Here is a 12,626-nt window from a genome sequence, read left to right as displayed (position 1 = left end):
GGGTGCGTTTCTTTTGCTTACTTTTCTTTGCGCAGTTCAAAGAAAAGTGAGTCGCCCGAGGGGGCGAAACCCGGAATCTCTGAAGACACCCAAAGCGGCGTCCAAAACACCCAAAGAGCCAATACGAACCAACACACAACCTTGCCAATCCGGTATCAAGACCGATTTCCCCGAGGCGAAGAACCCCAAAACCCGATACCAGAACCTGGCACCGGGTTTTCAAGGAAGTCCCGCTTGGGCTCAAGCGTTCAACAGCGGCATGACGCAGCAACCAGAGCGCATCAGCACTCGATGATATTCACCGCCAGGCCACCGCGAGCGGTTTCCTTGTACTTGGTCAGCATGTCAGCCCCGGTTTCGCGCATGGTCTTGATCACCTTGTCCAGGCTCACGTAGTGCGCGCCGTCGCCGTATAGCGCCATGCGCGCGGCGTTGATGGCCTTCACCGAGGCGATGGCGTTGCGCTCGATGCAGGGGATCTGCACCAAGCCACCGACCGGGTCGCAGGTCAGGCCCAGATGGTGTTCCATGCCGATCTCGGCGGCGTTCTCCACCTGTTCCGGGGTGCCGCCCAGCACCGCGCACAGGGCGCCGGCAGCCATCGAGCAGGCCACGCCCACTTCGCCCTGGCAGCCCACTTCGGCACCGCTGATCGAGGCGTTCTCCTTGTACAGGATGCCGATGGCGCCAGCGGTTAGCAGGAAGTCGATGATGCCGCGCTCGTTGGCACCGGAGATGGCGTTGGCGTAGTAGTGCAGTACCGCCGGGACGATGCCGGCAGCGCCGTTGGTCGGTGCGGTGACCACACGACCACCGGCGGCGTTCTCTTCGTTCACCGCCAGGGCCCAGAGGTTGACCCAGTCGAGCATGCGCAGCGGGTCTTCGATATAGCTGCGCTGGAAGCCGCCCAGCTTGCGCGCCAGGATGGCGGCGCGGCGGCGTACCTTGAAGCCGCCAGCGAGGATGCCCTCGGTGCGGCAGCCACGTTCCACGCAGGCCTGCATCACCTTCCAGATGTTCAGCAGGCCGGCGTCGGTTTCTTCGTCCGTGCGCCAGTGGCGCTCGTTGCGGCGCATCACCTCGGCGATGCCGATGCCATGCTCGCGGGTCAGCTTGAGCAGATCGGCGCCGCTGCGGAAGGGCAGCGGCAGGGAGGTGGCATCCGGGGCGATGATCTTCTGCTTGCTGCCATCGGCCAGCACCGCCTCGCTGACCACGAAGCCGCCGCCCACCGAGTAGTAGGTGGCCTCGTGCAACTGGATGCCGGCGCCATCGAAGGCGGCGAAGCGCAGCCCGTTGGCATGCAGCGGCAGTGCCTTGCGGAACATCTTCAGGTCGGCCTTCTCGTCGAAGGCGACGGCATGCTTGCCAGCCAGAACGATGCGCTTGTCGCGGCGGATGGCGTCGATGTACTCGGGCACCTGATCGACGTTGACGGTATCCGGCTCATGGCCGCTGAGGCCGAGCAGCACCGCCTTGTCACTGCCATGGCCCTTGCCGGTGGCACCCAGCGAGCCGTACAGCTCGGCGACCACGCGGGTCACCTTGGGCATGTGCTCGTGGTTTTCCAGGGCGTGGGTGAACAGCGCGGCGGCGCGCATCGGGCCGACGGTGTGAGAGCTGGACGGGCCGATACCCACTTTGAACAGGTCAAAAACGCTGATAGCCATGGCGGAGATCTTCTTGTCGATTGAATGAACACGCGCCCGGTTACGCGCGTGCGGATGCCCCTATCTAAGAACGGCCATATCATTATGTATACTGATTTATTTTTAACCTATTCGTTAGCGTCGCTTAACCATTGAGATCGCGTCATGGACATCACCCGCCTGCGCACCCTGCGCGAACTGGCTCGCTGCCGCACCATGGCGGCGGCTGCCGAGTCGCTGCACCTGACGCCTTCGGCCGTTTCGCAACAGGTGGCCCAGCTCGAACGCGAAGTGGATGTGGCGCTGATCGAGCGACGGGGACGCGGCGTGGTGCTGACCCCGGCGGGCGAGCGCCTGGTGGCGCATGCCGAGCGCATCCTCATGGTGCTCGATGAGGCCCGTTCGGAGCTGGCACTGCTGCGCGGGGAAATCGCCGGCGAGCTGCGGGTGGCGGCCTTCCCCTCGATCGCCGTGGCGGTGATCGCGGAAACCGTGCGGGCGCTGCGCAGTGCCTATCCGCGGCTGAATGTGGTGGTGCTGGATCTGGAACCACAGGAAAGCCTCAGCGCCCTGGGTTCCTGGCAGATCGACGTGGCGGTGATCGACGACCTGGCGGTGACTCTGGACGAGAACCGCGAGCACTACGCGCTGCTTCCCCTGACCCAGGATCTGCTGCATGTGCTGCTGCCCATCGATCATGCGCTGGCCAGGCGCGACAGCCTGACCGTCGCCGATTTGCGCGACGAAGCCTGGGCGCTGGATTCCACCGGCAGCTCCTTCGGCGAATTCATCACCAACCTGTGTCGCCGCTCGGGCTTTGCGCCGCGCATCAATGCCCACTGCGCCGGCTTCGAGATGGTCGCGGCCATGGTCGCCTCGGGCAACTCCATTTCCATCGTCTCCGGCCTGCGCCTGGTGCGCCCGCTGCCCGGCGTCATCGCCGTGCCCTTGCTGCCGGACATCCAGCGCGGCGTGTTCCTCGCCTACCGCAAGGGCGAGCGCGATCATCCGGCGGTCAACGTGTTTCTCGATGAGGCGGTGTACACCGCCGATAGAGTGCTGGGTTAGCCCGTTCATGTGGGAGGGGCTTTAGCCGCGATGCTATTGCTCCCCTCTCCCATTCGTGGGAGTTGGGGGCTTTTGCTGCTGCCCACGCTCGGCGTGGGTAACGACCGACCTGTCGACTTTTACTCAGCGGGCGTGACGGGCTCTTGAGCCGTTTCAGCCTCCAACTTCGCCCTGTCAGCCTTGCTGATGTACTTGGGTTTGTTGCGTTTGGGCGCAAGCTTGGCATTGGCCTTCTTGGCGTGGGCTTCGAGCAGTTGCTTGATCTTCTTGCGGCGATTCATGGTGTTGGTCTGCGTTGCCCTGGATGAATGGTGCCGACTTGGCCGTAGGATGGGTAGAGCGAGGCGAAACCCATTATGCGTGAGTTCCCGGGTTTCGCGTTGCTCTACCCAGGCTACTTGCTGCGCCTAACCGCCCGCACGGCACCTGCAGCCCATCGGCTCACACCTTGAAGCTATCGACCTGGTTGTTCAGCGCCTGATACAGATCGGTGATCTGCTGAGACTGGCTCCTGACCTGCTCGGACATGTCGCGCACGCCGTCGCTCTCTTCGCGCAGCGCGGTGAGGTTCTCGCTGATGTGCTGGGAGACCGTGGCTTGCTCGTCGGTGGCCAGCGCGGTCTGGCTGGCCATCTCCTGCACCTTGCCGAAGGAGGTGCGCAGGTCGTCGAAGATGCTGACCATCCGGCCGATCTGCTGCACCGTGCTATCGGCATTCTGACGGCTGTTGCGGATGGCCGTGTTGGATTCGGCAACGCTCGCCTTCAGCCGCCCGATCATGGTTTCGATCTCGCGCGTGCTGTCCTGGGTACGGGTCGCCAGGGTGCGCACCTCATCGGCCACCACGGCGAACCCTCGGCCCTGCTCACCGGCGCGCGCCGCCTCGATGGCGGCGTTGAGCGCCAGCAGGTTGGTCTGCTCGGCGATGGTGCGGATCACCTCCAGCACCGAGGTGATGGCCACCGAACTCTGTTCGAGGTCGGCGGAACGGTTCAGCGCCAGCTCGATATCGCTGACCAACTGCTCGATGGCCTGGTTGGACTGGGTCACGGCGTTGGCGCCCTGGTTGGTCAGCTCGCTGGAGTGGCTGGCTTCGTGCGCAGCGCTCTTGGCCAGCTCTGCCATCTGCTGGTTGGACACATTCATTTCAGTGGCGGCACTGACCATGGACTCCGAGGCATTGACCAGACCCTCGCTGATGCGCCCGGCCTGCTCGGAGACGGTGTTGAGTTGCACGGTCATCCCTCCCAGGGTGCCGGACTGTGTCTTGATGACGCTGATGATTCGCTGCAGATGCTCGAGGAAACTGTCGAATTCGTTGGCCAGATCGCCCAGCTCATTGCGCGAGCTGGACTGGATACGCTCAGTGAGGTCGCCGTCGCCTTCGGCTATCTCGCGGATGCGCCGGGCGATATGGCGTACATCGCGGGTCAGTTTCAGGGGCATGTAGTAGCCCACTGCCAAGGCGACGACGAAGGCGACGGCAATGACCATCAGTGCGAGCTTCTGGTAATCGGCGATCCACTCCCTGACAGCTTCTTTCTGCTGGCGGGCATGGGCTTCGACAGCCTCGCCGGCCTTGTCCAGCACGTCGCGCACGGCGTCGAAGTATTCATCCACCTTGGCCTTGGCTTGTGGAATCGAGACCTGGCTCGCGCTCTGGGTCGAATTGATGATGCTCCGACTGCGCTGCAGCCAGGCATTGAACAGCGTATCGAAGCGCTCGTAGGGTTGGGTCAGTTGCGGCTCGCGAATCAGGTAGCTGCGGTAATCATGGAAGCGTTGCAGGGCCTGCTGCGTATTTTCCTCGAAAGCAGCGCGGTTATCCTCGAGGTTGCCGTAGCCTGTGGTGATGCGTTGTAGCGCCAACAGGGCCTGATAGAGGTCGCGGTCAGCGTTGAGAATCACTGACAGGGCCTCGACGTAAAGCTGCAGATCAGCATCGCCCGCCGCCTCGTTCTTGCGCTGCTGGGTATGCTGGCGCAACTGCTCGCCGGCTTCGTCCAGCAATGCGCGCATCGCCTGGAACTCGTCATCCTGCTGCATGGTTGCGGAGGTAGCGGACTCCACGCTGGCATTCAGACTGTTGCTCGCATCCAGCCACTGTTTGTAAAGCTGATCGAAGTCGGCGAAAGGTCGAATGACTTCGGGCTCGTCGGCGAACAGTTCGCGAAACTTGTTGAAGCGATCCCACACCTGCTGGGCATTTTCGTCGAAGTCCTTGGCGTTCTCGCTGGCATCGCCCTTGCCCCCGATCAGGTGCTCCTGGGCGATGAGGGCCTGGTAGATGTCACGATCGGCGTTGAGGATCAAGGCAACGGCCTCGAAGTAATTCTCTGCCTGCCGGCGCATGGCGTCCTGCTGCACCTTGCTCATCAGCAGCATCAGCAGCAGCAAACCGACCAGGATCAGCGCCAGCAGGGCTATGGGCAGAATCATCTGTACGCGAATCGAGTGAAGGCGCATCCCGGGCTCCTTGTCAAAGCACAACTGATGGCAGAACGATACCGACTGAGTCTAGGTAACAGAGCACGAACGTGCTAATCGAGTGTTGGAAGTTCTAGATAGAGGCTTTCACGCCCGGGGCTGCGTGGGCCCAGGGCTGCGTTCCGAGGCGAAGCGCAGGAACGATCGCTCAGCTCCAGACCGCTCCCACCGGCGTATGCTCCGGGTAGTGCGCCGCCACCTGCGCCTGCAGCAACTCGCCGCACGCCAGCGCATCGGTCAGCGCATGGTGTGCCGAGTACAGCGGCAGGCCGTAGCGCAGGCGGCTGTCGGCCAGGCGGATGGAAATGGGCTCGCGGCCGCGCAGGCGATCCCACCAACTGACCGTGCGCTTGGGGTGCAGCCGGGCTTCCAGTTCCATGGTGTCGATGATCGGGAAGATCAGCCCTTCGCCCAGGTGCTGGCGCAAGGCCTGATCGAGGAAGTTGCGTTCGATGTTGCGGTAGTGCGCCACCACCACCTTGCCGGCCAGGGCTTCGAGCAGTTCGTCCAGTACATGGGCCAGGCGCGGCGCATGGCGAATGTCGGAATGGGTGATGTGGTGGAAGGTGACCGACTCGGCGCTCAGCTCGCTGGTGGGTTTGACCACCCAGTAGCGCGACTCACTGCAGCGGATGCGTTGCAGGCTCATCGGCACCAGGCCGAGGCTGACGATGGCGTGCTCGTGTGGATCGAGGCCGGTGGTTTCCACGTCCAGCGCCACCAGTGGCACCTCGTTCAGTGGCGTATCGGCGGCGATGCAGCCGGCGCCATAGTAGGCACGCAGGCGCTGATCCTGGCTGGTGGCGGCGAGTTCGGCGAACAGTTGTGGCCAGTCCTGGTTCTGGTACGCAGTCATTGTGGACGAGTCAGTGGCTGGGCCGGGTAGCGGAAGCGCAGGAATTTCTGTGCATTGCTCACCACCTGGAAGGCTTCCTTGAGGTGATGGCGTTCGCTGGAGCTGAACTTCTCCGGCTCGACGTAGTTGTCTGGCGGGTTGCCGGCTTCCACCTCGCGGGCCTGGTGGCGGATGCGCACTAGGCTGAGGAACTCGAAGGCGTAGCGCAGGTGGTCCAGGGCTTCCTGCGGCAACAGTTTGGTCGCCGCGATGGCGTCGAGGCGCTCCAGCGAGTTCTGCGCCTTGGAGCCGCAGGCCAGGGCATGCACGCGGATCAGGTCGGTCAACGGCGCGGTGCCACGGCCCTTGAGGTTGATGATGTTCTTCTGTCGGCCATCGGTTTCCATCACGAAGGTGCGGAAGAAGCCCAGCGGCGGCGTGCGGTTGAGCGCGTTGCGCGCCAGCGCGGCGAGGAAGGCCGGCGTGGCGCTGGCCTTTTCCGCCAGCATTTCCTTGAGGTTCTCCACCAGCGCGGTCTTGCCATAGACGCCGTCGAGGTCGAAGAAGATGCTGCTGTTGAGCAGGGTTTCCGGGTTGGGCCGTTCGATCCACTCGCTGAAGTACTGCCGCCACACTTTCAGCGGCTGGCGCCATTTCGGGTTGCTGGCCATGATGCCGCCCTTGCAGTAGGCGTAGCCGCAGGCCGACAGGCCATTGCTGACGAACTGCGCCATTTCTGCGAAGTAGGGGTCGTGCAGCTCCGGGTCGAAGCTGTCGTCGAGCACCAGGGCATTGTCCTGGTCGGTGAGCAGCAGTTGTTCGTCACGGGCCATCGAGCCGGCGATCATGAAGCAGTAAGGCACCGGCGGCGGGCCGAGCTTCTCCTCGGCGAGGATCAGCAGGCGACGGGTGAAGGCACGGCCGATGCTGCTCATGGCGCGGCCGACCATGTGCGCGCTGGCGTCGTCGGCGACCATGCGCACGAAGGTGGCATGCAGATCCGGCAACAGGTTCTTGAGGCCTTCCACCGAGTCCTTGTTGAAGATGCTGTTGACCAGATACAGGCTGCTGCGCGACTCGTAGCGAATCACGTCGGCCAGCGAAATCATGCCCACCGGGCGCCGCCGCTGCAGCACGGGCAGGTGGTGGATGTTGTTGCGCAGCATGCACAGCATGGCCTCGAACACCGACTCGTCGGCCTGCACGGTGACCGGGCCGGGCGTCATCACCTGGCTGACCGGGGTGTCGCCTGGCAGCCCTTCGGCGAGCACGCGCACACGCAGGTCGCGGTCGGTGAGGATGCCGGCCATGACCTGGTTCTGCTGGTCGGCCACCTGCACCTGTGCGGGGTTGGGCCAGCGCCGGCCGGGGTTGACGATGATCACCGAGGACACGCTCTGCTCGCTCATCACCTTGGCTACCTGCTGCACGGACATGTCCAGCGGCACGCTGACCGGCGAGCGGCCGATCAGCTTGCGCACCTTGATCTTCATCAGCTCGCTGGCCTTGCCGTGGCTGTCCTCCAGGGCCGACTTGAGGCGCGACTGGCCTTCGGCCTCGACGAAGTCGGCGAAGCTGTCGAACTGGTCGCAAAGCTGCTGGAACAGCGGGCCGGGGATGAAGTAGATCAGGCTGTCTTCCAGTGCCCTGGCGCCCAGACGCACCTTGTTGCCGCGCAGCAGGCCGGCCTGGCCGAAGATGTCGCCTTCGGTCAGGCGGTTGTGTAATTCCCCGCCGCGACGATGGATTTCCACCGCGCCGCTGCGCACATAGTGCAGCTCGTGGATCGGCGCGCCGGCAGCGAGAATCTCGCTGCCGGCCTTGAAATAGCCGACTTGTACCTGGCGGGCGATCTCGTCTAGGGTCTGTTCCGGCAGGTTGTCGAAGGGGGCGAAGCGATTCAGGTGATCGCGAATCTCGATCAGCTCGATCTGCATGGTGGACCTCGCTGGCAGGTTGATATCCAAGGATAAGGGCATAACGATGGGATGTCCTCCTGCAGTGTCGCGATGAGGACAATGTCTGTCAGTACAGACCAAACAAGGAGGGTATATGCAGCATGGGGGCTTCTGGCTGTGCCTGGGGGCGCTGTTGTTGCTTGGTGGCGCCACGGTCTTTTACTACAACCGCCTGGTTTTCAACCGCCATCGCGTGGCCGAGGCGGCCAGTGGCATCGACGTGCAGCTCAAGCGCCGCTCCAGCCTGATCCCGGCACTGGTGGAGTGCGTGCGCCAATACATGAGTTACGAGCAGGGCACACTGCAGGCGCTGGTGCAGGAGCGTTCGCGCGCGCTGCAACTGGCCGACTCGCCGCTGGGCGAGCGCGCGCCAGTCGAGGCGCAACTGACTAACCAGTTGCGCCAGTTGTTCGCCCTGGTCGAGGCCTATCCCGAGCTCCAGGCCGATGAGCAGTTTCGCGAGTTGCAGAGCAACATCAGCGAGGTCGAGAACCATATCCAGATGGCGCGGCGTTATTACAACGGCGCAGTGCGCGAGCTGAACGTGCTGGTCGAGTCGGTGCCGAGCAACCTGGTGGCCCGCCTGTTCACTTTCACTCAGGCCGACTATTTCACGCTGGATGACCCACGTGACGGCCAGTCGCCGAAGCTGGAGTTCTGAGCATGGGTACATGGCTGCGTGCTGCGTTGCTGTTGTGCTGTCTCCTGCCGACCCTGGCGCCGGCACAGGAGGCCATCGAGGATTTCGCCGTGAGCCTGCAGGTCGAGACGGACGGCAATCTGCTGGTGACCGAACGCATCACCGTGCGCGCCGAAGGGCGGGATATCCGCCGCGGCATCTATCGTGATCTGCCGGTCGGCTATGCCCTGCCGCTGGTGCTCAAGCAAAGCAGCCCGATCAACCTGCTGGGCGTGACCCGTGATGGTCGCCCCGAGTCGGTGCGCCGCGAGCGTAACGGCGCCTGGATACGCTTTTATCTCGGCTCGCCGAATGTCCTGCTGGAGCCGGGGCGCCATCGCTACGAGCTGCGCTATCGGGTCGAACGCGCCCTGCTGCACCACGCCGACACGGACGAGCTGTACTGGAACGTCACGGGCAACGGCTGGGTTTTCCCCATCCACCAGGCTTCGGTCGAGGTGCGGCTGCCGAGAGGCGCGCGGATCGGTCGATGGGCCGCCTATACCGGCGCTCAAGGCGCCCAGGGCAAGGATTTCCAGATAGTCGAACAGCGCGATGATTTCCTCCGCCTGGCCACCAGCAAAGCGCTGCCGGCCCATCAGGGCCTGACCGTGGCGGTGGACTGGCAGGCCGGGCTGGTACCACGGCCGGGGCTGCTGCAGAACGCCACGCGGGTGCTGCTGGACAATCTGGGCGTGGGCTTGGGCGCGCTGTTGCTGATCGGCCTGTTGCTGTTCTATCTCAAGGCCTGGAGGCGTGTCGGCCGCGACCCGCGCAAGGGTGTGATCATCCCGCTGTTCGAGGCGCCGCAGGGCATGAGTGCGGTGCAGGCGGGCTACCTCTGGCATCGCGGCCTGAGTGGCGCCTTCGGTGAGGCGCGGGCTTTCAGTGTGTGGCTGACCGACATGGCCATCCGCAAGCACCTGCATATTGAGGACAAAGCGCACGGCGGTGGTTTCAGCCTGGTTCCTGACCAGGGCACGGATGGCGAGATGAGCGAGTTGGATCGCGACCTGCGCAAACGCCTGTTCCCGGCCAGCAAGGCAGGCAGCGTGCTGACCATTGGCAGCGATTACGAGCCGCGTCTGGCGGACGCGGTAGCCGGGCTGAGCAGCCGGTTGAGCAAGCAGGGCAAGGCCTGGTTCGCCAACAATCGCGGCATCTGGGTCTGGGGGCTGGTCTGGGCCGTGCTGTCCTGTGTCGTCAGCGTGATCCTGAGCGGACAGGATGGTGACCATCGGGCCGCAGGGCTGGCCGGGCTGGCATTCAGCCTGGGCTTTGGCGTGCCGACCCTGATCGTCTTGGGCATGGCCCGCCAGCAGCCGAGCTTCGGCAAGCGGATGGGCAGGTACCTGATGGTGCTGATGTTCGGCTGGCCCATGCTGGCCGGGCTGATAATGGTCGCCACGGCGGTGTCCTTGCCTGTGCTGTTGCTCATCGTCGTGTACATGGTGCTGGTGGTGGTCTTCTACTACCTGTTGCCGGCACCGACCCTGAAAGGGCGGCGCCTGCTCGATGCGCTGGAAGGCTATCGCGATTACCTGCAACTGGCGGAGCGCGATGCCCTGGCGCTGGCCGGCGACGCCCCGGCAATGAGCATCGCCCTGTACGAGCGTCACCTGCCGTTCGCCATGGCTCTGGGCGTGGAGGACAAGTGGAGCGCACGCTTCAGCGAAGCCCTGGCCAGCGGCCTGATCGACCCCGCGCAGCGCGACTATCAGCCGAGCTGGTATCACAGTCGCAGCAGCTACAGCTCGCCACAGGCGCTGAGCGGCGCTCTGGCCGCCGGCCTTGCCAGCGCCACGGCCTTGGCCTCTTCGCCGCCATCGAGCAGTTCCTCGAGTGGTGGTGGCTCGTCCGGCGGTGGCTCCTCGGGCGGGGGCGGTGGTGGCGGCGGTGGAGGCGGCTGGTAAGGATTCTCTGACGAATGTCGCGGATGTGCGGCGTTCGCTTTTTCTGTCGAGCCGGCCGGAGTAGGCTGCCGCCTCGATTCGCCCAGGCGGGCGATTGCGAGTGCCAAGGAGAGTGTCATGTCAGGAAGACTGCGGGTTCTGCTGTTGCTGTGCTGCTTCTGTGCCTTCGCTGTGCAGGCCGAAGAGGTCGTTCAGAGCTATGACGTGCGCCTGCAGGTCGAGCCTAGTGGCGAGGTGCTGGTGACCGAGCGCATCGCCGTCATCGCCGAAGGGCAGCAGATATCGCGTGGCATCTATCGCGACATCCCTACACGCTACAGCCTGGGCAATGGCCTGCTGCGCAGCACGCCATTGACGCTGATTTCGGCCACGCGTGACGGTCAGCCGGAAACCGTCACGCAACAGGCCCTGGAGCATGGTGTGCGTCTGCGCCTTGGGCGCGCCGATATCAGGCTGAACCCTGGCGCTTATGTCTACGAACTGACCTACCGCATGGATGCGCAACTGCAGTTTCACGCCCGCGTCGATGAGCTTTACTGGAACGTCACCGGCAACGACTGGCTGCTGCCGATTCGCCGAGCCAGCGTCGAAGTGCTGCTGCCGGAGGGCGCGCAGATCGAGGCCGCCCATGCCTACACCGGCTACCGGGGTTCGCGTGAAGGAGCCTATGAGGTGGTCGAGCAGCAGGGCAATCGCCTGCGCCTGGTGACCACGCGCGAGCTGAAGGTGGGTGAAGGCCTCACCGTCGCCACCGCCTGGCCGGCCGGGTTGGTGAGCAGGCCGGGCTGGTGGCAGAACCTGCTACGGCTGGTCATTGATAACCTGCGCGACATCCTCTCGCTACTGGTGTCCGTTGGCCTGGTCGGGTTCTATCTCTATCTGTGGTGGACGATCGGCAGAGGCCCACGCAAAGGGCTGGTGATTCCATTGTTCGAGTTGCCCCGTGGCATCAGCCCGGCCATGGCCGGCTACGTCTGGCATCGTGGCCTGGCGGGCGACACGCGTGGGGTGCGGGCGCTGAGCATCATGCTCACCGACCTGGCCATTCGTGGCTGGCTGCGTTTGCAGCGCAATGCCGAAGGTCTGCTGCTGACCCGAGCAGAGGCGCCAGGGGATGCCATTCGTGAAGACGAGCGGCGGGTACTCAATGCGCTCATCACCAGCGAGGATGGCTCGTTGACCCTGGGTAACCGCTATGAACCACGGCTGACCACGGCCCTCGACGGCTTGCTGCGGAGCTTCGAGGTGATCGAGCAGAACAATTTCGACCGCCATACCAGCGAATGGCTGATCGGCGTGTGCTTCGCCTGCATCGCCGGTTTCATTTCACTGGTGACCGCATCTGGGGATTCCGCTGCGACGAGCAATGCATTCTGGTTGATGGTGGTAGGGGTAGGGCTGGGCACGTGGGGGGTGTCGTTGCTCCGTTCCGCTCCGGCCGGGGCGGGCGTATTGCTAGTGCTCCTCATGCTGGTTTTGGCGATCTGCGCCGCGAGCCAGGTGGGTGGCCCGGCCGTGCTGCTGTGCCTGATTCTCTTCGTCATCGTTATGGTGGCACGCAAGCTCCTGCGCGCGCCCAGCATCGCCGGGCGGCGTCTGCTCGACGAGCTGGAAGGGTATCGCGAGTACCTGAGCCTGGCCGAACGGGACGTGCTGGATAAAGCCGGCCAGGCGCCGGTCATGAGCATCGCGCACTATGAACGGCATCTGCCTTACGCCATGGCGCTGGGCGTCGAACGGCAGTGGACCGAGCGCTTCACCCACGAGCTGCGCAAGGGCACCCTGGCGCCGGTGGAGGTGGACTATCAGCCCCAGGCCTTCACGCAGATGATGGCCTCAGGCGCGGCGCACAGCCTGGCCTGGAACCTGGATCGGGTGCTGATGAGCTCGTCGACGCCACCGCAGGCGCCGCGCTCCTCCGATGACTTCTCTCATTCGGGTGGCGGTGATTCCGGCTCCAGCTCGTCCGCATCCCATGGCGGCGGCTCGTCGGGCGGCGGAGCAGGTGGCGGCGGTGGAGGCGGCTGGTAAGTCCAG

10 protein-coding genes and 1 pseudogene are annotated in these 12,626 nt (G+C 64.3%); 5 read left to right on the top strand and 6 right to left on the bottom strand.

What is annotated here, in order from left to right:
• Nucleotides 1–295 (top strand): hypothetical protein (locus ACSVIK_RS24070; RefSeq protein ID WP_442446663.1); only part of this gene is annotated, 295 nt, incomplete at its 5' end.
• Here the strand turns inward: ACSVIK_RS24070 and ACSVIK_RS24065 are convergent.
• Nucleotides 282–1,670, bottom strand: coding sequence for an L-serine ammonia-lyase (locus ACSVIK_RS24065; RefSeq protein ID WP_442446662.1), 1,389 nt, complete (start codon nt 1,668–1,670; stop codon nt 282–284). The genes ACSVIK_RS24070 and ACSVIK_RS24065 overlap by 14 nt on opposite strands.
• Nucleotides 1,671–1,814: 144 nt before the next feature.
• On the opposite strand from ACSVIK_RS24065, the gene ACSVIK_RS24060 reads away from it, so the two are divergent.
• A complete protein-coding gene (locus tag ACSVIK_RS24060) occupies nt 1,815–2,717 on the top strand; it encodes a LysR family transcriptional regulator (RefSeq protein WP_442446661.1) in 903 nt (300 codons plus the stop codon).
• Between the two features lie 119 nt (nt 2,718–2,836).
• On the opposite strand, the gene ACSVIK_RS24055 is transcribed toward ACSVIK_RS24060, so the two are convergent.
• The 5 genes and pseudogenes from ACSVIK_RS24055 to ACSVIK_RS24035 all read right to left on the bottom strand — a co-directional run bounded on the left by ACSVIK_RS24055 (nt 2,837) and on the right by ACSVIK_RS24035 (nt 7,976).
• Nucleotides 2,837–2,998 (bottom strand): DUF2986 domain-containing protein, encoded by a 162-nt coding sequence (locus ACSVIK_RS24055; RefSeq protein ID WP_277373344.1) that lies wholly within the window; start codon nt 2,996–2,998, stop codon nt 2,837–2,839.
• A gap of 160 nt (nt 2,999–3,158) precedes the next feature.
• A complete protein-coding gene (locus ACSVIK_RS24050; RefSeq protein ID WP_442446665.1) occupies nt 3,159–3,884 on the bottom strand; it encodes a methyl-accepting chemotaxis protein in 726 nt (241 codons plus the stop codon).
• Between the two features lie 132 nt (nt 3,885–4,016).
• Nucleotides 4,017–4,163 (bottom strand): annotated as a pseudogene (locus ACSVIK_RS24045) (HAMP domain-containing protein); the annotation flags it as partial.
• Nucleotides 4,164–5,352: 1,189 nt separating this feature from the next.
• Nucleotides 5,353–6,060: a 3'-5' exonuclease gene (locus ACSVIK_RS24040; RefSeq protein WP_442446660.1), complete on the bottom strand. Its 708-nt coding sequence runs from the start codon at nt 6,058–6,060 to the stop codon at nt 5,353–5,355.
• Nucleotides 6,057–7,976 (bottom strand): DUF294 nucleotidyltransferase-like domain-containing protein, encoded by a 1,920-nt coding sequence (locus tag ACSVIK_RS24035; protein ID WP_442446664.1) that lies wholly within the window; start codon nt 7,974–7,976, stop codon nt 6,057–6,059. Before ACSVIK_RS24035 ends, ACSVIK_RS24040 begins: the two co-directional genes overlap by 4 nt.
• 115 nt (nt 7,977–8,091) lie before the next feature.
• On the opposite strand from ACSVIK_RS24035, the gene ACSVIK_RS24030 reads away from it, so the two are divergent.
• The 3 genes from ACSVIK_RS24030 to ACSVIK_RS24020 all read left to right on the top strand — a co-directional run bounded on the left by ACSVIK_RS24030 (nt 8,092) and on the right by ACSVIK_RS24020 (nt 12,620).
• A complete protein-coding gene (locus ACSVIK_RS24030) occupies nt 8,092–8,658 on the top strand; it encodes a LemA family protein (protein ID WP_442446659.1) in 567 nt (188 codons plus the stop codon).
• Nucleotides 8,659–8,660: 2 nt separating this feature from the next.
• The gene (locus tag ACSVIK_RS24025; protein ID WP_442446658.1) at nt 8,661–10,589 is read left to right on the top strand and encodes a DUF2207 domain-containing protein; all 1,929 of its coding nucleotides are present in this window, start codon (nt 8,661–8,663) and stop codon (nt 10,587–10,589) included.
• Between the two features lie 117 nt (nt 10,590–10,706).
• Nucleotides 10,707–12,620: a DUF2207 domain-containing protein gene (locus ACSVIK_RS24020; RefSeq protein ID WP_442446657.1), complete on the top strand. Its 1,914-nt coding sequence runs from the start codon at nt 10,707–10,709 to the stop codon at nt 12,618–12,620.
• Nucleotides 12,621–12,626 lie beyond the last annotated feature (6 nt).

This window comes from Pseudomonas sp. NCHU5216, assembly GCF_052156495.1.
In the GTDB taxonomy this organism is placed as follows: Bacteria; Pseudomonadota; Gammaproteobacteria; order Pseudomonadales; family Pseudomonadaceae; genus Aquipseudomonas.
The sequence above is the reverse complement of the archived record's forward strand: the minus strand, read 5'-3'. Positions and strand labels throughout refer to the sequence as shown.